The following is a 21626-nucleotide window of genomic DNA, read 5'->3' as shown; positions in this document are numbered from 1 at the left end:
CAAGTATTAATTATTTACTACGAATCTTTTTACTACTTCACCCGAACTTTCTTTTATTTTAATGAAATAAGTACCTGTAGTAAAGTTTCCTAAATTAATTCTGTGTTGTAAAGTAGTTTCTACCACTGGAATATTTTCTGAATACATTGTAGTACCCGTCAGGCTAAATATTTCCATTTTAATGGTTTGCGGTTTGCTTACCTCAAAATTAACATCCAAATAATTAGAACTTGGGTTGGGGTATATCTGAAGACCTCTGATGTTTACAGGTTCGTTTGCTGTAATAACAGGTGCAGCTTTTTGAACATATAAATTATCTATAGACCATCCCCATCCGGCTGTCCATTGGTCAGAATGTAATCTAAAACGCAAAAGCATAGTTTGGCCAGCATCTGCGGTTGTCAATTCATCACCACCGTATATATTTAATGTTCTTTTCTTTACCATAGATTGTGTTCCTACAGCAGTAGAGTTTGGTGCGGTTCCTGATGAGAAACTACCTTCGTACGTTTTTTGGAATGAAGCATCTATACGAGAGTCATATCCGTCTTGAAGAGGAAACCAAAACGAACCATCAAAAGAGCCCTCTACGACTACATAATCATAAAAACTTGTACTTCCATAAGTTGACCCCGCATCGCCCGGTTCTACCAAAACAACTTCATCATAGGTAATTGTAGCTCCGGTAGATTTTAGTACAATTGGAATTTTTAGCATCGCTATTTCACTTTTATCAAAAGACAAATAAGGATTACCACTTACAGGATCTAAAAGACCCAGTCCGTTTGTATATGGATGTGAAGTATGTAAACCTTTAGAGCTGAAGTTTGCTGGTTGGTTTACCGAAAAACCTATGGTGGCGAAATCTGCACTTGCATTCTCAAAATCAGTGGAATAATCATTTACTGGTGTAGCAACAATGTCAGTAACCGTAAATTCATAAAATGTATCAACTGGTTTGTCATTTTGATTAAGTCCAGCGTATATCGTAGGTATAGTAGTTTTGTTTCCGCTTTTGTCTGTTGCAATTATTTGATATTTTACTAAATCACCACTTTTAAGGTCTTTTATGATATTCTCTCCCAAATATGCTCTTTCGTCAGCGGAACCTTGGGTGAATAAAATATTATCTGTTAAAATATTATATTTCTTAAGACCTATTGGTGCTTTTTGCACTCCATTTACAAAATAGTTTACATAAACGGTATCAATACCCTCTTGGTAATCATCCACCACATTGGCTAACAATGAAACAGGCGAAGTAGAAGGTAATATTTCCGGTTGATAATGTTCAATTACTGGACCAAATACATCGGTTTTACCAATTTCAAATTCCCAAAAAAGCTTACCTGTAGTTAATCCACCATTTGCTGGACTAGTAACAGTAAATCCATAATTGTCATCAGCTGTAATATAGTATTGAACCAAACCTGTACCCGCCGGAATTGTAATATTTGCCACATAAATATTTGAACCAGCAGTTTTAGGCGTCATTTTTACTTCTACTGCTTTAGCTGCACTCAATCCATTTAATACATATACCAATTTGATTTTATCTGAGTTAAATGTTGTGTCAGTGATAACTTTAGCTTCAATGGTAACTGAACTAACAGCTTTAAAATCTTTGATTGGAGTGTGTGCAATAGAGGTACCTTTCCACCCCATGTCATAAAACATATTTAGTGCAATTGGGCCTGGTTCTAGATTTTTTTCTCTTAAAGAAGCTGTTGGTGTCATCAAAGAGTTTATGCCTCCGGTTCCATAAGTTGCATCATCTAAATGTGATATACTCGAACCATCTTCCCACGGGTTTGGTGCATATATAACTACTTTCTTAGATTTATCTGTGGTAGCCGTTCTAGGAGATACAAAAAATATGTCCTCACTCGTCAAGGCACTTTTAAGCAAGTTTGAAGGGTTTTTATAAGTAGAAGTATCAATCAATGCTTTTCCAGTAGTACCTGTTTCAAGGTATTTATCATAAATAGTATGAAGAGTAGTTCCAAACCCATAAAATCCTTGAGTACCCGAAACTCGCATTGAACCCACAAAACCCAATCCGTGACCAAGTTCGTGAAGAACTATTGACGTAAAGTCGAATGTCCCGAATGGGATATTTTCGCTTGTTCCGTAATACCAAGGAATTTTAGAGTTAAACCTACAGAATATATCATCTTCATTTATGGAATTCAAATCTTTTCCAGCTAGTTTTTCTGCCAAAGCAAGCGGATAAAACGTGTTAACTTCTTTAGCTCCAATAAAATTACGGTAATAATCATTGGTGTTGGCGGCTCCCAATACGTTAGCTCCAAGATCTTGCCAATATGCGGTTACTCTGATTGGGACAGTTGAGTTTAATGCAGCCGCCCAAATGTCTACTGCTCTTTGGAAAGCAGCTTTAGCGTCGTCCGGAAAACCCACATATTTAACAATAAATGTGGCTCCTTGATTGGCAGAAACTTTAGCGTATTTGTTTTGCATTTTCTGCTTTAACTCGGGGTGCGTGTCTACAAATGAAGGCCTGTCAACAAAACTCGCCGGACAAACTACGTCTTGTCCTTTAATATGTTCAGGTTTAAAATTATATCTTTGCTGTGCAATAGCTCCGTAGCAAGATAAAATTGCTACTAAAAGGTAAATATTTTTTTTCATCGGTGTTTAAATGGTATCAGGTTCAAAGATAAAAATTAAAAAACACGGTACTTTGTTTTGGATAGAAAAAAATAATATCCAGATTTTAATTAAATACGTAAAATAAAAGCAAAGAGTATGCTTTCACCTTTAGAAATATTAAAAAAATATTGGGGATACACACAATTCAGACCTTTGCAAGCTGAAATTATAGAAACTGTACTATCTGGAACAGACACCTTGGCTCTTTTGCCTACTGGTGGTGGCAAATCTATATGCTTCCAAGTGCCAGGTCTTGCGGTTGATGGCGTATGTATTGTTATTTCGCCACTTATAGCTTTAATGAAGGATCAGGTGTATCAGCTCAATAAAAGAGATATTGCAGCAAAGGCGGTATTTTCGGGTATGCCCTTCACGGAAATAGACAAAACTCTCGATGAGGCTGCGGCAGGAAATCTGAAGTTTTTATATGTTTCTCCTGAGCGGATTCGTACTAAGCTTTTTATAGAAAGACTGAAAAGAATGAAAGTAGGCCTTTTGGCCATTGATGAGGCACACTGTATTTCGAAATGGGGACATGATTTTAGACCAGCATATATGCAGATAAAAGAAATTAAGCAATATATCCCTAAAGTACCGACAATAGCACTTACTGCCACAGCTACCAATTTAGTTAGGAAAGAAATAATTGAGCAACTTAACCTAAAGAACTGTGAGGTTTTCGTTCAAAGTTTTGCCCGGAAAAATTTATGCTATTCAGTAATAGAAAGCGATTATAAAGAAAAAAAAATAGCTCAAATTTTACATAGAATTCAAGGATCAGCCATCGTTTATTCTAAAACCAGAAAACAAACGGTTGAAATCACCAAGTCTTTGGCGAAACTAGGTGTAAAGGCTGATTTTTATCATGCCGGATTATCTGTAAAAGAGCGTAACACCAAACAAGACGCGTGGATTAAGAACCAAACCAGAGTCATTGTTTCTACAAATGCATTCGGAATGGGCATTGACAAACCTGACGTTAGGGTGGTAATTCATACGGATTTGCCCGAAAACATGGAGGCTTACTACCAAGAGTCTGGAAGAGCCGGTAGAGACAATGAAAAGGCGTATGCTGTGAGTTTATTTAATCCAAATGATTTAGAAAATTTGGAGAAGAATTTGCAATTGAAATATCCTGAGATTAGCTTCATAAAAAAAGTATACCAAAGTCTGTGTAACTATTTTAAACTGGCATGGGGAGCCGAAATATGGGAAAGTTTTGATTTTGACATTCATGACTTTGCATCCACATTTGGGCTTAACCCTAGAGACACACATTATGCTTTAAAAATACTCGAAAATCAGAATATTATATTCTTAAATGACGCCTATTTTAATCCGTCTAAGGTTAAGATTATTGCAAGTTCAAAGGAATTTTATGGTTTTCAGTTGAGAAACCCCAACTACGAGCCTTTTACAAAAACACTTTTGAGAATATATGGAGGTGAGATTTTCACAAACTATCTTATTATTTCTGAAATAGAAATAGGAAACCTAACGTTTTCAAGCTTTGATGAAGTTATAAAAACTTTGACTTTTATGCACAATCAAAAATTGATTGATTACGTTCCGCAAAAAAGTAAACCTCAACTTGGGTTTCTATCTGCAAGGCAAGATGCGGAAAACCTTTCAATAGACTACAGAGAATTGGAAATAAGGAAACGGAATGATAAAAAAGCTTTGAGGGCCATTAGTCAATATACATTAAATACATCAAAATGTAGAATGCTGATGATTCAGGACTATTTTGATGAAATCACAAGTCAAGCATGTGGAATTTGTGACAATTGCTTGAAGCTTAAAAAAGCGGGTTTGTCAGATGATATTTCTGAAAAATATGCTTTACAAATAAAAAACTTGATGCCAGTTTCTATGAATAAATTAGAAGCAGAACCGTTTTTTGAAGATAAAGAACTTCTGATAAAAATTCTTAGATATAAAATAGACAATCAGGTTTGGGGTGTGGACGATTATGGCTTGATTTATGAAAAGAATTAAGGGTTTAATTGCCTGAAAGACGATATAAAGTTTATTTTTGCACTATATTTTTGTAATACAATGAAAGAAGACGCACGTCAGAGTAAAATAAATAGTTTGAAAGAAAAAATAGAGCAGACATCAGAATCTATTAATAATCAACTGGGAGACTATAAAGAAAAAGGACAAAATGCCCTAATTATTGGGGGTATTTTAGTAGCCGCTTATGCACTAGCACGTGTATTTTCTGAAGATGATGAAGAAGAGGGAACCGAAGAGGTTGTAAAAAAAGCAACTCCGGCAAAGCCCGTAAAAGATGAAAGTCCTTCGGTATTAGGTGCAACACTTAAAGGTTTGGCTACCACAGTTTTGCTAGGCGTAATTAAAAGTAAAGTAGAAGACTATATAGCGGACTATACGACCAAGGATGAAAAGTGATATTTTAAAACATATTGAAAGTAAAGTAGCCGCTGGCAAGAAAAGCTTAGCACTATTATTAGATCCTGATAAACTTGATACTGACAGTTTGCATGATAGAATACTTGCTATAAAATCACTTTCAGTAGACTATATTTTTGTGGGTGGAAGTCTCATCTCCTCTGATAATTTTGAATTTGTAATCAATTCCTTAAAACAATACTCCGACCTTCCTGTCATAATATTTCCTGGTAACGGTATGCATATTTATGAAAATGCAGATGCCATACTTTTACTTCAACTAATATCTGGTAGAAATCCTGATTTTTTGATTGGTCAACATGTGATTGCCGCCCCAAAACTCAAAAGAAGTAATTTAGAGATTTTGCCTACCGGTTATATGTTGGTGGAAAGCGGCGTGGCTACCACGGTTTCGTATATCAGTAACACTACGCCCCTACCTGCCAATAAACCTGATATTGCAGCTTGTACGGCTATTGCAGGTGAAATGCTTGGTTTGAAACTAATCTATATGGATGCTGGCAGTGGTGCTCAAAATCCTATCAAACAAGAAATGATTGCTGCTGTTAAGAAAAATGTTGGCGTGCCTCTGATTGTAGGTGGTGGAATTAATACCGTAGAGAAAGCGATCGCAGCACTTGAAGCAGGTGCGGATGTAATCGTTATAGGAAATGCGGTAGAAAAAGATCCCGGTTTCTTAAATGAAGTAGCTAAAGCGGTTCAGAAATTTAATATCTCAGAAACTGCTAATGTTTGAGGTTTATTTGGGGATAGGGTCCAATATCGGTGATAGCAAAATGCATCTTCAAAACTGTATTGAAGCCTTAAATCTAAATATTGGAAAAGTATCAAATGTTTCATCGGTGTATGAAACAGAAGCTTGGGGAAATCAAAACCAAGCAAATTTCTTCAATCAAGTTGTACAAATTAGTACTGACATTCTTCCGTTTGAACTCCTAAAGAAAATCAAAGAATTAGAAACTCATTTGGGTAGAACCAAAACAGTAAAGTGGGGACCACGCGTGGTAGATATCGATATACTTTTGTATTCAAATTACCATTTCACAGCTGCTAACCTTCAAATTCCGCACGCATTTCTAAAAGAACGGAGATTTGTCCTGGCTCCATTAGCAGAAATAAACCCAGCATTAATTCATCCAATTTTAATGAAAAAGATGGGTATATTATTAGAAGAATGCAAAGACACAGCTTGGATAAAAAAGATTAATTAAACTGCCACAGGGGCTTTGATTCCCGGATATGGATCGTAGTTTTCAAGTTGGAAATCTTCAAATTTAAAATCAAAAATAGACTTTACTTCTGGATTTAACTTCATAGTTGGCAGTGCTTTAGGCGTTCTGCTCAATTGTTTGTTTACTTGCTCAAAGTGGTTGGAGTAAATATGAGTGTCGCCACCTGTCCAAACAAAATCACCAAGTTCTAAATTACATTCTTGGGCAATCATCATAGTTAATAAGGCATATGACGCAATGTTGAATGGAACACCCAAAAACACATCGGCACTTCTTTGATACAACTGACACGAAAGCTTATTGTCAGCTACATAAAATTGAAACAAGGCATGACAAGGCATCAAAGCCATTTGGCTTAATTCGCCCACATTCCATGCCGAAATAATGATTCTTCTTGAGTCAGGAGAGTTTTTTAGTTGACTCAAAACATCCTTTAATTGGTCTATATTTTTTCCGTCTGGTGTAGACCATGAACGCCACTGCTTGCCATAAACAGGTCCAAGGTCACCATTCTCATCTTCCCATTCGTTCCAAATAGAAACACCATTTTCTTTTAAATATGCCGTATTTGTTTGTCCTTTTATAAACCATAATAGTTCATAAATAATGGACTTCAAGTGCACTTTTTTAGTAGTTACAAGCGGAAAACCCTCATTTAAATCAAACCGCATTTGATATCCAAAAACACTCTTAGTGCCTGTGCCGGTTCTGTCCGTTTTTTCGGTACCGTTTTCTAAAATATGTCTGAGTAAGTCTTGGTATTGTTTCATATGGGTGTTCTGATTTCGGTGCAAATATAAAAACCTATTATTCGCTAAGAAAGTATATGGATTCATTTTTTAGAATAAAAAAAAGATTTGACAATCGCCAAACCTTCTTAAGTCTTTAAACTAAAACAATCAAATCTGTTATTTTTTTGTGCAAGAGCCTTTTTCTTCTTTAGAACACGCTGTTTTGCATTCTTTTTTAGACATTTCTTGGCAGCACTTTTCTTTTTTATTCTTTTTTCTATCTCTTTTAAAACTAGCTTCTGCCACGAAAGATGACATCCCTAATCCTACTAATACGGTTAAAACGGCTAATGACTTTTTCATATTACAAGTTTTTTTAATTGATAAAGAAATACTTTCAAGTATTATGCCAAAAAGTTAATTAATAGAAAAGGTATGCGTAATTTCTGCAGACGAAGAAAACTGAGCCGTAGCAGAGCAGTACTTCTCCATCGACAATTCTATGGCTTTTTGCACTTTCTTTTCATCTAATTCGCCTTTAAATACGAAGTGAATGTTGATTTTTCTAAAAGGAGTCATTTCTGTTCCTTCTATTTTTTCACGCTCTCCCGTTATCTCCAATTTCAGGTCCTCGAGGGCTTGTCTTTGTTTTTTTAAAATCAATATAACGTCTATAGATGTACAGCCTCCTAAGCCCATCAAAAGCAACTCCATGGGTCTTGCACCTTGGTTGTGGCCTCCAATGTTTTCTCCTGCGTCAATATTAACTGCTATTCCTGATGCACCTTTTGCCTCAAAATGAAAGGCGTCGTCTACTCTATTTAATTCTACTTTCATATTTTTATCTTTGATTAACTTTAAAACAAAAATAAGACAGATTCAATTCAAAACCTGCCTTATCTATGCTAAATATAATAGCCAATTTAGTCTAAATGAGCTTCTGCATCTTTTTGACAACATTCTGGCAATGCGTCATGAGATTTTTTATTAGCTACTACATCATCCGCGTCATACCCAATTTTAGAGATGTTTTGCTTTAATTTCGCAGGATTTGTCTTTTTTGAATTATACACAATTTTCACTGTCTTGTCATCCAAGTTGAGTGTCGCTTTTTCTACTCCCTTAGTTAACCCCAAATCTCTTTCTATTCTCTTTTTGCACATGCCGCATTTGGCAGAAGTTTTAAACGATACTTCTTCGGTAGTTGATGCTTTTTGGGCATTTGCTCCAAAGCTAAATACCAGTAAAAACGCGAATACACTTAATAAATTTTTCATCTTTTTTGTTGTTTTAAATTGTTGTTAAAAATATTTATAATTTGTCCAATGAAACTCTTGGTGTCAATTGATTTTTATACGCTGATGGATTTTGGCCCGTCACCTCTTTAAATTGTTTGGTCAAATACGCGGGACTACTGTAACCAAGCATATCCGATATTTGAGCTATCGAATATTCATCATATTCAATTAACTCCTTAACTTTCTCTATTTTCAGTGAAGTCAAATATTTTACGATACTATGCCCTTCGTTTTCAGCAAAAAGTTGACTCATAACTTTATAATCTTGGCCTAAATTTTTACTTAAAAAAATAGAAAACGTAGGTTTATTAAAAGTCAAATCGTTTACATATTTAATGGCTTCGGCCTTAACCTGACCTATTAATATTTCAGATTTTGAGTTTAAAACTTCAAAACCCTCTGCTTTTAAATCATTTTTTAATAATTCTAATACATCATCACTTGGTTCTTCGGTTAAGAACGCCACTCCTAAATCTAAGTTTGTGACTTTGATATTATTCTTATTAAATATGTTCTGCACTACAGTAATACACCTATCACAGACCATGTTTTTTATTCTTATTTCCATTATTAAATAAGTTTAAATCTTACACCTGTATATATAGTAGCACCGACTATCGGCCCCCAGGCCATTCCGGCATCAAAACCATTGCCAAAAGGCTTATTGGGCTCTATTATTGGGTTTGATTGCTTAAACCCTGTTAGGTTTTCTCCACCTAAATAATACTCCCATTTGACAAAATTACGGGTAACTTGAGCATTTAAATTTACAAAACTTGGTGCATAACGCACGGGCATATCTGCGTATGAAGTATGATCGTAGAGCGGATCTGCATTAGGTATTCTTCTTTTGCCATTCCAATGTAATGTTCCGTCTATTTTCCATTTGTCGTAAGGAAGTGCATATGCCACATTAAATAAAACACGCTCTTTGCTCAAAAACATTCGGTCTACCAATACATTCTCTTGGTAAGGTTTACCCAGGTTTACTTTGCTATTTACGTATCTGTAGGCCATTTTTAGCTCCCAGTTTTTCACTGGCCCGTAGTTTACCTCTATTAAGCCGCTAGTTGTTTTGGGTTTGTTTTCTGAACCATAAAAATATATAAAACCAGGATGTTCCATGTCAGCTACCCACTGTTTAGTGAAGATATTGTGATACAACTCAGCCGAAATACTCAGTTTACCTATTGTTTTGTAATAGCTTGTACTAAAATTCCATGAAACTTCGGGCTGTATTTTATCTAAAAATACCACATTTCTACTACTAACTAAGTTGCCAAAATATTCCGCCAATGGATTAGGTACTCTAAAGCCCCTTCCCACCGAAAAACGGTAAGTATCGTTTTGACCTATGTCTTGCTTAAAATGAAGCCTTGGCGTAAACTGATTCCCGAACAGATTATGATAATCGTCTCTCAAGCCCAAAATAAGTAGGGTTCTGTCTAAATGATTGAAGGTATATTCAAAAAAAGCACCAGGCACTATTTCGTTTCTTTTGAGCGTTAAAGCAGCATATTTTTCGTCATAATTGTCGTTCATAAAACTCAAACCTGTTTTGTAAGTATGGTTTGTGTTCCCGATTTTATCTTGGTAAATTAAGTTGGAATAAAGCGTATTTTGAATGCCTACATATGGTTTATTTCCAAAACGAGAGTCTGAATTATGATTAATTGCACTTATGATTAAGCCCAATCCTCTATAAGGTGCATCGGGAAAAAGGATGGCCGTTTTAGAGAAAAATTCTACTCTACGTGTATGGTTTTCGAAACCATAAATGTTTGGGGTGGTGGCTAGGTCTTTATAATCTACTTGTCCTCCAGTTCTGTTTTCTTTCAAAAACTTGACACCAAACTGCCCCATAAATCTATCAGAATTGTACTTCCAACGGTTTATTAGGTTTATTTGGTTGTACTTGGGTAAGTCTAAAAATCCATCACCGTTGTTGTCAATTTTGTTATTCAAAAATGAGCCATGACTTAAAATAGCAGTAGACCATTTTTTACTTATTTTTTTGGCTGAATTGATGTTTAGCTCGGCCCTTCCAAACTGATTTGCATACGCATTTACATAAAGCCTATCTGAGTGATCAGGCTTTTTTAGTTCTACGTTTATTGCCCCAGCCATGTTTTCATAGCCATTTATTACTGAACCAACGCCTTTAGCCACATCGATTGATTCTATCCAAGTACCTGGCACATAATTGAGACCAAAAGTGGTAGCTAGACCTCTCAAATTAGGGATATTTTCGATGTTAGTCTGTACATAAGTTCCAGATAAACCTAAGAGTTGAATTTGTTTTGAACCTGTTACGGCATCTGTGTAACTTACACTAACTGAACCGTTTGTTTCAAAACTTTCCGACAGGTTGCAGCATGCAGCTTTGGCCAAAGATTTTGCAGTAATTACTTCAGTATGAATTGCAGATAGTCTATCTATAATTGTGGCGTTGCCTTCTACTACCACTTGCTGAAGCGTATTTTCTGATTCTTTTAAAATTACGATTAAACTAAGTTCATCTTTTACCAAAATAGTGTCGGTATTAAAACCCACCATTCTGACAATTAAATTTTTAGAATTATTTTTTTTGTTGATAGAAAACTTACCCTCGAGGTCTGAAATGACGGCGTCGTTGAAATTAGATTGCCAGTAAACTACTGCTCCTGGAAGAGTTTGACCTTTGGAATCTGTAACTCGCCCATCGAGTTTTTGTGCGTTTGCGGAATATACCACAAATATTAAAATAAAAAATATGTATTTCATATGATAAATTATTATTTAACTAACTGTAAAAAAGCTACTTAAATAAGAATCATATAAGATACGTACAATTTGAGATATATGTTTTTTGAGAAAGAAATGGCGGTGAGGAATCACCAAAATGTAAGATGTTAGCACTAAATACTATTAATTCAGGCTGAAAATTGAAGTTTTGGCTATTAAAAGTAACTAAATCTGAAGCGGCTAAACCGATAAAAGAAATATGATTTTGAGAATCATCTACTTTTTTAAATCCAACACTTAACTCACAACATGATTTTTTCTCGAAGTGAGTGGTTTCATCATTCTCCTTGTGCGACTTTACAGGTGGCTCTTCGCCGCTACAGTCTTTGGGACTCAAAGAAACCGTTTTTATTTTTGTAAACAGACACAAATGCTCATAATACGCATACGCATGAGAGCTCGCCAAAACGGCAAAAACCATGTATAGTGTAAATATGTTTTTTATTCTGTTTTTCATTGATTACAAAAATAGTATATTTAAAACGATTTGGACCTATAAAAAATTCAAAAAAACTATAAAAAAAGGCTGATTTGAGAATCCAAACCAGCCTTTTGTTCAACTTTAGACTATATTATTTATTCAATACGTCAATAATAGCATTAAGGTCAATGTTTTCATCTAAGTCAGTCTTAGCTGCCATTCTGTCTAACATTCCTCTTTTTACATTTATCGCTTTTCCGTCTTTTGAATATTTTCCTTTTTGATAATCAGCGAATAATGACGCATTTGGAGTAATTAACTCTTCTAAATATGAAGTCGTTACTTTTTTAGCTTTATCTTCACCAGGAACAAGAATTAAATCCATTGTTCCTAAATCTTCCACTTTGGGGCCAGTACTATTTTCACCCGAAAAAGCAGTTAGGTTTGCTGGTGATTCGTAATACTTTAAAAGTTTATACTTGCCATCTTTTTGTACTTCCAAGAAATACTTCTTCGTGGTAGCACCTAGTGGGCTTCCGTTTGCTAGTTTTGAAATGTCACTAAATAAAACAGGCACGAAAAGTTTACCTGCGATAGCGAGACCTTTCAATTCTTTTGGAGAATATTTAGTCAATGATTTTTTGTCATATTTGCCGTCGTTAAATAAAGTCATGGGAATAAATCTGATTCCATCTTGAACTTCCCATGGACTTTTTTCAAATTCATTAATAAACACTCCTTCTATCTCTTTATCGTCAAGTGTAATCACCATTCCTTCTAAAAAACGAGGTGTTTTTGGAGCTTCGGCAGCCATAGTGGATGCTGATGAACTTGCAGCTACCGGCACTAATGACTGGTCAATCTCCGGAAAAACTCGCTCAAAGTGTGTGCTTGCAGTTTTATTAATCTTAAATTTTTCTAATAAATCATCGGCATTTTTAACAGCTTCTTTGCCGTCTCTTTTATCTAAATCATCGTTAATCAATCGCTCCGCATAAATCTTTGATTGAACCGGTTCGTCTAAATAATAGTAGATTTCAGAAAGGTTATAAACAGCAGCATAAACTAGCTTTTTGTTGTTTTTGTCAGACATATCTCCTTTGCTGATTGTTACAAAATAATCAATTGCAGGCTTAAGACTTGCTTCTAGATCTTCAGGTCTTTTTTCATATGTTAAGGATTTCAACTTCTCTATTACAAGCTTTGTCATTGCTTGGAACTTTTCATTCTCTGCATGTTTCTTTGAATCCATTGTCCAAAGATAGCTGCTGATGGTTTGCTTGGTATATCCAAATTGATTTCTCAAATATCTACTAATTCCATCCACGTTGTTGTTGATGAAATCATTAATTAGTTTTGATTTTTGAGCATCTGCATTATCATTCCAGCTATTAGCCGCTTCCTTTGATGTAGAAAATTCGTTTGACTCATAAACCTTAACATCTTGGTTGTTATAGTTCGTCATTTTTATGATATCCGAATCATCTGGTGCTTTTACACCATAATTTGATCCAAAGGTATAACTTACTTTATTTTTATATAAAGTACGTTTCCCGGTTACTTTTCCGTCTTTGTCTTTGATGTCTTCCGTTCTTGAAATAATCTCATTTCTAGAGATATAAAAATCATTCGTATTATAGGTGATTTTTATAGAATTTGGTTGACCTTGAGCTTGCTTAAAACCTTCAATGTTGAAATTTGAAGCAACTTGCTCAGGCTTGATGTATTTACTCACAGAAACAGGTAAACTTACATCTACTTGGTAAAAATAAATGTCGTTACTCACGGGTTGAGTGGGCAAGTATGTACGTTTTACAGAGTACTTCTCTTTGTCAATATCTACTTTTTGAGCAAATGAAGAAATTGTGGCTATAGTTAAGAAAATCGAAACTATAATTTGTTTGTTTTTCATGAAATAAAAAAATTGAGTTTGGTAAAAAATATATAATAGTTAGAATAATTTCCATAAAATTTCCGGAGGAAACATGGCATACCTCTTCCACAAGCATTATTCAGTCCTAGGCTTTAATTATATATTTAGTTAAATATTTAATTATAAGGAGCTAGAATAAATATTTGGCAATAAAAGTCTAAGAAATCAAGAAAGATCTAAAGGTTTTGTTGGAAGTTTATTACATGAATTATGAGATATAGAGGTTATATCTTCAAAATAAGACCAAGTGGATGAAAATGTGTTTTTTAGTAGATTTTTAAACATAAAAAGTTTTTAAAATGTGAAATATTAGGCAAACATGTATTGAACTATAAAAAAACATTTAAAGCGAAAATAAACTTTTCAAAATTAATAAAATTAACTCGGTTCATAGGCTGTTTCAGCTTTTATTTCGCCCATTACGAATATACTTTGGGTAGAGCCAATATTTTCTAAAGAGGCCAATTTATTCATTATAAAAGATTGATATTCTCTCATGTCACTTACTACTACCTTTATTAGAAAATCATAATCTCCCGAAATATTTAGGCATTCTACAACTTCGGTCATACCTACGATAGTTTTTACAAAAACCTCGCCAGCTTCTCTGGCATGCTCTTTTAGTCGTATATTACATAACACCATTAAATCTTTCCCAACCTTTTCGCGGTCTACAATGGCCACGTATCTTTTTATGACACCTTCATTTTCCAATCTTCTGATTCGCTCATAAACTGGTGTAGGTGAAAGATTTAAGCGACTCGCCAGTTCTTTGGTGGTTAGCTTTGCATCTTGTTGCAAATATCTAAGTATGTCTTTGTCTGTATCGTCTAATTTTACCATCGATATATGTTTTAAAAAACACAAATATAGATAAAGTATTTATTTTTGGACATAATTTTAGATATTTTATCTATTTTTATAAGCATACACTTATTTTTTTATCTATTATTCACTAATTTTGTTTTTGAATAAAAAGTGACTTAAAAAGCATGAGTAACATAAGAGAAACACTTAAGAAAAGAATTTTGGTTTTAGACGGTGCCATGGGTACCATGATCCAAAGATATAAACTAACCGATGAAGATTATAGGGGTGAAAGATTCAAAGACTTCCCGCATGATATAAAAGGAAATAATGATTTACTTTCTATAACCAGACCAGACGTAATATTGGCTATTCACAAAGAATACCTTGATGCGGGTGCCGATATCATAGAATCAAATACTTTTAGTGGTACTTGGGTGGCTATGGCAGATTACCACATGGAAGATATTGTGTATGAAATTAATTTTGAAGGTGCTAAAATAGCCCGTCAAGCAGCTGATGAATATACACTAGCCAATCCAGACAAGCCTCGTTTTGTGGCAGGTTCTATTGGGCCAACTACCAAAATGGCCTCCCTGTCTCCGGATGTTAATAATCCTGGTTTTAGGGCTATTACCTTCGATGAGCTAGTTGGTGCTTTTAGAGAACAAATTGAAGCCTTGATTGCAGGTGGTGTAGATTTACTTTTGATAGAAACCGTTACAGATACCTTAAACTGTAAGGCAGCATTGTATGCGGCTTCGTTGGTAATAAACAAAATTAAAGAGGAAAACCCCGAGTTCGATATGCCTGTTATGGTTTCAGGTACTATTACCGACCAATCTGGAAGGACCTTAACTGGGCAAACTTCTGAGGCATTTTATAATTCGGTTTCTCATGCAGACCTATTGTCAATCGGACTTAACTGTGCATTGGGAGCAAGAGCCATGAAGCCATATTTAGCAGAGCTTTCGCGTGTGGCAGATTGTTTTGTTTCGGTTTACCCAAATGCTGGTCTACCCAACGAAATGGGGCAATATGACGAAACTCCAGCATACATGGCCGAGCAAGTCAGAGAGTTTTTAGAAGAAGGTTATGTCAATATATTAGGCGGCTGCTGCGGAACTACCCCTGACCACATCAGAGAGTTTGCTAAAATAGCGGGAGAATTTTCTCCTCGTGTACCTTCAGTAATTGAACCTAGTCTTAGACTAAGCGGATTAGAGCCATTGACATTAACCAAAGAGTTGGGTTTTGTGAATGTGGGTGAAAGAACTAACGTAACAGGTTCGAAAAAGTTTTTGAGATTAATAAAAAATAGAAATTTCGAAGAAGCTCTAACTGTAGCTCTTGACCAAGTAGATGGCGGTGCTAACGTGATAGACGTAAACATGGACGAAGGTATGCTTGATGGCGTGGAAGCCATGACTACTTTTTTAAACCTGATGGCATCTGAGCCAGATATTTCAAGGATTCCCGTAATGGTGGATTCATCGAAATGGGAGATTATAGAGGCAGGACTTAAATGTGTACAAGGTAAAGGGATTGTAAACTCGATCTCATTAAAATCAGGAGAAGAAGAGTTTGTCAGACAAGCTACAATCGTTAAAAACTTTGGAGCTGCGGTAATTGTGATGGCGTTCGACGAAGACGGCCAAGCAGATACAACAGCCAGAAGAATAGAAATAGCAAAAAGATCATACGATATCTTGGTAGACAAAGTGAAATTTCCGCCTCAAGACATCATTTTTGATTTAAATATATTTCCTGTAGCTACCGGAATAGAAGAGCATAGAATCAATGCTATTTCGTTTTTTGAAGGCACTAAATGGGTACGCGAGAACCTGCCACATGCACACGTTAGTGGTGGAGTTAGTAACGTTTCGTTTTCGTTTAGAGGAAATGATAAAGTGAGAGAAGCCATTCACTCGGCGTTTTTATTTCATGCTACCCAAGCAGGTATGGATATGGGTATTGTAAACCCAGCTATGCTTGAGGTATATGACGATATTCCAAAGGATCTCTTGGAATGCGTTGAAGATGTGCTTCTTAACAGAAGAGACAATGCCACGGAGCGTTTGCTTGACCTTGCTGAAAGTCTAAAAGGCACTTCTGTAGAAAGCGAGAAGGCGGTTCAAGAATGGAGAAGCCATTCACTTCCTAAAAGAATTGAGCATGCCTTGGTAAAAGGAATTATTGAGTTTATAGACGAGGACATGCAGGAGTCACTCGAGACATATGATAAACCGCTTCATATTATTGAAGGTCCACTAATGGACGGCATGAATGTAGTGGGCGATTTGTTTGGTTCTGGTAAAATGTTTTTGCCTCAGGTAGTAAAATCTGCCAGAGTAATGAAAAAAGCAGTAGCTTACCTCCTACCCGCTTTAGAAGCTGAAAAACTAAGAACTGGAGATACAGCCAAAAACAATGGAAAAGTACTAATGGCGACCGTAAAAGGCGATGTACACGATATTGGTAAAAACATTGTGGGTGTGGTCTTGGCATGTAATAACTTCGAAATAGTAGATTTAGGAGTTATGGTTCCAGCTGATAAAATTTTAGATGCTGCTGTGGAACACCAGGTAGACGTCATTGGGTTGAGTGGATTGATTACCCCATCTCTTGACGAAATGGTGTATTTGGCCAAGGAAATGGAAAAAAGAAATTTAAGAATACCACTATTAATAGGAGGAGCCACTACATCCAGAGTGCATACCGCAGTTAAAATTGACCCTTTCTATGGTGGTCCAGTGGTCCATGTTTTAGATGCTTCTAAGTCTGTTCCTGTGGTTAGTAATTTATTGAGTAAAGACCTGAGCCTAGAATTTGTTAAAAACACAAAAGAGGACTACGCAAAATTCAGAGAAGAATACGAAAGCAGACAAACTGCAAAAAACTATATTTCGATAGAAGCTGCACGTGCCAATAAACTAAAAATTGATTGGGAAACCAGCGAACTAAAACGCCCTTCATTTTTAGGAACAAAAGTTTTTGAAAATAATGATTTAAAAGAAATAGCTGAGTTTATTGACTGGACCCCATTCTTCCAATCGTGGGATTTACACGGACATTATCCGAAAATATTAACGGATGAAGTTGTAGGGGTTGAAGCTCAAAAACTATATAACGATGCTCAGGCCATGCTAGTCAAAATCATTAAAGAAAAATGGTTTGTAGCCAAAGCTGTAGTAGGTTTTTGGCCAACTGCTACGCAAGACGGCGACACACAAGTAGTTTATGCTTTTGAGAAAAAAGAAGGTGAACATACGAGCAGTTGCTCATCTTTGGCTCATAATCATGATTACTACACAGAAGATAGGGATACGGTAGTTTGTAAATTCCAACATTTACGTCAGCAAGGTCAAAAAGGAAGCAGCCTACCAAACCTTTCAATGGCCGACTTTGTGGCTCCTGTAGAATCGGGTAAAAAAGACTATTTTGGAGGTTTTGCTGTGGGCATTTTCGGTGCTGATGAAATAGCAAAGAAGTTTGAAGCCGAACACGACGATTATAATTCAATTATGGTAAAAATATTAGCTGACAGATACGCAGAAGCACTAACCGAATTGATGCACAAGAAAGTGAGAACAGAACTTTGGGGCTATAATCAGTCTGAGGATCTTGACAATGAGTCATTGATTAAAGAAAAATATGTAGGAATTAGACCAGCACCAGGATACCCGGCTTGTCCGGATCATACACTTAAAAACGACTTATTTAAACTTTTAGATGTAGAAAAAGCCATTGGTGTAACCTTAACTGAGAGTTTAGCTATGTGGCCGGCATCTGCAGTAAGTGGTTTTTATTATAGCCATCCACAATCGAAGTATTTTGGATTAGGAAAAATAAACAAAGACCAAGTTATAGACTATACCGAAAAACGTGGTGTGTCAATTGATGAAGCAGAAAAGTGGCTGAGCCCAACTTTGAATTATTAATAGTGTCCATTTATAAGCAAAAAAGCCTTCAGGAAACTGAGGGCTTTTTGTTGTTTAGGCCTTTGAATTAGCTAATTATAAACAACCTTCTAATAAAGTCTTAAATACTGAACCGTTTTCTACACTGAAGCCAGGCAACAAACTGATACTTTTTGATGCAGAAAATATAATATTGGCGTTAGTTTGAATTTTACTACCTCCTATTATGTAATCTTTGGCTAAAAGTGTTTCGGTAATATTTGAGTAATTATCGGTTATGGTTCTACTTGTTTGGCAAGGATTAAAAAATAGTTTTTTGCTTGATGCGGTATTTTCAAAATCATCGAATGCTTGTACGTGAACAATTTTGATTTCACTGCCACTGACACCCGCCAAACTAAAGTTTAAGCCGGAGGTAGAACCAAACAAGACGCCATCGACATATATTTTATACATAACACTAGGTGTTATTGCGTCAGAAGAAGCATTCCAAGATAAGGTATTTCCAGTAATTTGAACTTGAGAAAATAAGCTCGGTGCCACTGAGTCTGGGTTTATGCAAGCTGTATATATTTTTGCGTCTGCCCAATCGCCGTGGTCATGTGAAATATTATCGCCACCATCTTCAACTCTAAGCTTTAAAACTTGAGTTCCTGTGATATCCAAACTTACATTTTGTGATGGCCCATTCCCACTCAAAACTCCCGAAGTAAAACTCAATACATTGTCTTTATATATTTTAAAAACTGCCGTGCCTAGGTCCCCAACTTCATCATCTATGCCAATAGTAGTTGAAAAAGTATTTTTGGATGAAGGTGCTACATTAAACTCGACCTCTGAAATGGCATGGACACCTATTCCTTTTGCAAAACTCTGATTGTTGATTTTTAAAGTCGTACCATCATTAGCATTATAAAAACCATTCGATTGGTCCATTTCAACTGGGCCAAATCCATTTGTAGAACTTGTAGGTACCAAATCAGATAAATATGTGGGCGTGCTTGAAGCACAATTAATAGTAGGAACAGTAAACTTTACCAAAGGCGAACTAGAAACATTTGCGGCTTTGTCTCTGAAAACTAACTCCACAGTATATTCCTGACCGCTTATTTTGTAATTATTTTTATAAAGATAAGTAGTAATACTACTTGCCAAATGTGTAATTGTAGTACCATTTATTTTAACTTCAATAGACTTTAAAGCATCATTATCTGTTGGAGTATTCCAGTTTATGGTGAATCCATTCGAAGTGAATTTTTCTATTTTTAATCCTACATTTTCGGGAGGGGTCAAATCAGTTGAATTACAATTTCTATATATATCCTTCGAAAAAACTGTACTTAAGCCGAGCGGGTCTGTGACGGTTAAAAATATCCGATAAAAATAAACTTGTTCATCGCAAGGTAAACTTGAAAGCTGAAATGTGCCCCCGTTTTGGTAATGTGATGAATATTCTAAATGCCTATGCGTATTATGATATAAAAACACCTCCCAAGAATACGTCAGATTCGCTATGTTATGCTCAGCATCGGCTACGTTACAAGTCAAATTCACTGCTGGTGCTGTGGTTCCTTCGTACACATTTATGTTATCAATACCCGTACTTATAATTTGAGGAGGCGTGTTGTTTATATTAATAGTTTGAGTTTTTTGAGAAGTGTTATTTGCATTATCTGTAACAGATAAAGTTACATTAAAAACGGAAGGTCCACTGCCCGTAAATGTATGATTAACTATACTTTGTGTAGATGTTTGTCCATCGCCAAAATTCCAAGAATAAGTTAAGGAACTTAATTCCGGGTCACTCGAATAGGAGCCATCAAAAGCCACCGTCAATGGCGAACTGCCATATGCTTTAGAAGATGAAAAATTAGCGACTGGTGGCTGATTTGCATTTGGATTGTAGTTTATCCTTCCAATTCTATTATTATGAGCTGCAAAATATAAGTATTCGTCATTGGGATTATAAACCAAACAAATTAACTGTAAAATACTTGGACTAAAATTTGAGACCGTTCCGGGATTATCGTCTTGGTCTATGCCAATGTATTTAACCCATTGTTCACCAAAATCACAGAAAAAATACTTTCCTTGATACGCCGCTGGGTATTTTGTGCCCGTATAAAAAGCAGATGCTACTGTGGCAGAACCCGTAAAGTTTGGCCCAGTAAAACTCCCTGTTCCATAAGTAACTATTTGATTATTAATAATAGCTCTAGGCACTGAAGCTGAACTATGAGGGTATTCTAACCTTGGTCTTTCGTGTGAAGCGGGGTGGTAAGCTGGCTTGGTGCCATAAATTATATCTATACCTTCGTATCGAGGCCAACCAAAGTTTTGACCGGCTGTGGTAACTACATTTATTTCTTCTTTGGTATCTTGGCCTACATCATTCAAATATACTATGCCAGGGTCTCCAAACGTAACATCCGAACTTCCTGTGTTTGCCTTTATATTCATTCTGAACGGATTCCTGAGCCCTAGTGCAAAAGTTCTACTTTGCGGCGACTTTGGACTTCCGCTTTGATAATAAGGATTCGAGGGATATCCTTCACCATTGATTGGATTTATTCGTAAGAGTTTTCCGTTCAATGAATTAAGTATTTGACATCTCCAGCGTAATCCTGCCGCATATTCGTCAGAGTTAATAATGCCATTGGCATATGCCTGATCCTCAAATTCTTCGCCATCTAAGGCTCCATCTCCTGCAGCAATAAGAAGGGAACCGTCTTTGGCAAATTTTAAATCTCCTCCTGCGTGATATGGCCCCACCATAGGAATTCCGGTGCTTATAGTTTCACCGATTAAAATGTATCGAGAGTTCGCGACTAAACTGGTGTAATTACTTGTATTGACCTCATAACGGGTAACTCTGCAAATAGTGGGCCCTTGAGACGTGGCATTGGGGTTGTAAGAGGGCGTTCCGTAATATAATAAATGATGCCTATCCACACTATAAAACACATAAAACCTACCGTTAGAGAGAAAGTTTGGGTCAAGAGCGAGCCCTAACATACCTTGATCATTAAAAGTGGAAACTTCTTCTGACAAATCTACCACCAAGGTTTTAACACCACTTCTAAGTGCATAAACTTTGCCGGCACGCTCAGCTACATACATGTTGTTTTGTGAATCAAAAGCTATAGAAGTAGGTGTATTCCATGCTCCAATATCCTCGATATAAAACCCGGATGGCAATGATTGGGAAAAGCTAAAAAGTGGGATCAAAACGAACCAAGCAAAATAAGAAAATCTGCTTTTTATAGCTTTAAAAGTAAGGAATTTGATAAATGGTTTCAAAGGGACTTAGGATTTGTAAAACCTAAATATCCTTTAAAAATCACTTTAAGCCATAATATTTTTATTCTTCGGTCAATTAAATTTAAATCCT

The 21626-nt window shown here is 35.9% G+C and carries 16 protein-coding genes; 5 read left to right on the top strand and 11 right to left on the bottom strand.

Annotated features, from left to right (window positions below; genetic code table 11):
- Positions 1-6: 6 nt before the first annotated feature.
- Entirely contained in the window at positions 7-2652 is a 2646-nt protein-coding gene (locus ACFOOI_RS03540; RefSeq protein ID WP_379835134.1) for a T9SS type A sorting domain-containing protein, read from the bottom strand.
- Positions 2653-2769: 117 nt separating this feature from the next.
- Between ACFOOI_RS03540 and ACFOOI_RS03535 the strand changes: the two genes are divergently transcribed.
- From ACFOOI_RS03535 to folK, 4 genes are read left to right on the top strand one after another with little or no spacing between them, the layout of a single operon-like run.
- Entirely contained in the window at positions 2770-4671 is a 1902-nt protein-coding gene (locus tag ACFOOI_RS03535; protein ID WP_379835132.1) for a RecQ family ATP-dependent DNA helicase, read from the top strand.
- A 60-nt stretch (positions 4672-4731) separates the two neighbouring features.
- Positions 4732-5088, top strand: coding sequence for a hypothetical protein (locus ACFOOI_RS03530; RefSeq protein ID WP_379835130.1), 357 nt, complete (start codon positions 4732-4734; stop codon positions 5086-5088).
- The gene (locus ACFOOI_RS03525) at positions 5078-5845 is read left to right on the top strand and encodes a geranylgeranylglyceryl/heptaprenylglyceryl phosphate synthase (RefSeq protein WP_379835128.1); all 768 of its coding nucleotides are present in this window, start codon (positions 5078-5080) and stop codon (positions 5843-5845) included. Before ACFOOI_RS03530 ends, ACFOOI_RS03525 begins: the two co-directional genes overlap by 11 nt.
- Complete coding sequence (folK, locus tag ACFOOI_RS03520; RefSeq protein WP_379835126.1) at positions 5838-6320, top strand: 2-amino-4-hydroxy-6-hydroxymethyldihydropteridine diphosphokinase; 483 nt, start codon at positions 5838-5840, stop codon at positions 6318-6320. The genes ACFOOI_RS03525 and folK overlap by 8 nt, the downstream gene beginning before the upstream one ends.
- On the opposite strand, the gene ACFOOI_RS03515 is transcribed toward folK, so the two are convergent.
- The 9 genes from ACFOOI_RS03515 to ACFOOI_RS03475 form a co-directional block, all read right to left on the bottom strand.
- Complete coding sequence (locus ACFOOI_RS03515) at positions 6317-7111, bottom strand: thymidylate synthase (RefSeq protein ID WP_379835124.1); 795 nt, start codon at positions 7109-7111, stop codon at positions 6317-6319. The two genes, folK and ACFOOI_RS03515, sit on opposite strands and share 4 nt — an antisense overlap.
- A 138-nt stretch (positions 7112-7249) precedes the next feature.
- Positions 7250-7435, bottom strand: a complete 186-nt coding sequence (locus ACFOOI_RS03510; protein WP_379835122.1) for a hypothetical protein — start codon at positions 7433-7435, stop codon at positions 7250-7252.
- 54 nt (positions 7436-7489) lie between these two features.
- The gene (locus tag ACFOOI_RS03505) at positions 7490-7909 is read right to left on the bottom strand and encodes an OsmC family protein (protein ID WP_379835119.1); all 420 of its coding nucleotides are present in this window, start codon (positions 7907-7909) and stop codon (positions 7490-7492) included.
- A gap of 86 nt (positions 7910-7995) precedes the next feature.
- Positions 7996-8349: a heavy-metal-associated domain-containing protein gene (locus ACFOOI_RS03500; protein WP_379835117.1), complete on the bottom strand. Its 354-nt coding sequence runs from the start codon at positions 8347-8349 to the stop codon at positions 7996-7998.
- A gap of 34 nt (positions 8350-8383) precedes the next feature.
- Positions 8384-8938 (bottom strand): helix-turn-helix domain-containing protein, encoded by a 555-nt coding sequence (locus ACFOOI_RS03495; RefSeq protein WP_379835115.1) that lies wholly within the window; start codon positions 8936-8938, stop codon positions 8384-8386.
- 2 nt (positions 8939-8940) lie between these two features.
- Positions 8941-11133, bottom strand: a complete 2193-nt coding sequence (locus ACFOOI_RS03490; RefSeq protein ID WP_379835113.1) for a TonB-dependent receptor — start codon at positions 11131-11133, stop codon at positions 8941-8943.
- A 49-nt stretch (positions 11134-11182) separates the two neighbouring features.
- A complete protein-coding gene (locus ACFOOI_RS03485) occupies positions 11183-11611 on the bottom strand; it encodes a hypothetical protein (protein ID WP_379835110.1) in 429 nt (142 codons plus the stop codon).
- A 115-nt stretch (positions 11612-11726) separates the two neighbouring features.
- Positions 11727-13487 carry a hypothetical protein gene (locus tag ACFOOI_RS03480; protein ID WP_379835108.1) on the bottom strand — a complete coding sequence of 587 codons (1761 nt, stop codon included), beginning with the start codon at positions 13485-13487 and terminating at the stop codon, positions 11727-11729.
- A 399-nt stretch (positions 13488-13886) separates the two neighbouring features.
- Complete coding sequence (locus tag ACFOOI_RS03475) at positions 13887-14351, bottom strand: Lrp/AsnC family transcriptional regulator (protein WP_379835105.1); 465 nt, start codon at positions 14349-14351, stop codon at positions 13887-13889.
- Between the two features lie 149 nt (positions 14352-14500).
- On the opposite strand from ACFOOI_RS03475, the gene metH reads away from it, so the two are divergent.
- Complete coding sequence (metH, locus tag ACFOOI_RS03470; RefSeq protein ID WP_379835103.1) at positions 14501-18256, top strand: methionine synthase; 3756 nt, start codon at positions 14501-14503, stop codon at positions 18254-18256.
- Positions 18257-18331: 75 nt separating this feature from the next.
- Here metH and ACFOOI_RS03465 read toward each other — a convergent pair whose 3' ends face one another.
- Complete coding sequence (locus ACFOOI_RS03465; RefSeq protein WP_379835101.1) at positions 18332-21535, bottom strand: NPCBM/NEW2 domain-containing protein; 3204 nt, start codon at positions 21533-21535, stop codon at positions 18332-18334.
- Between the last annotated feature and the right edge of the window lie 91 nt (positions 21536-21626).

It is taken from the genome of Lacihabitans lacunae (assembly GCF_042649125.1).
Lineage (GTDB): Bacteria > Bacteroidota > Bacteroidia > Cytophagales > Spirosomataceae > Leadbetterella > Leadbetterella lacunae.
This window is presented reverse-complemented; position numbering and strand designations above follow the sequence as displayed.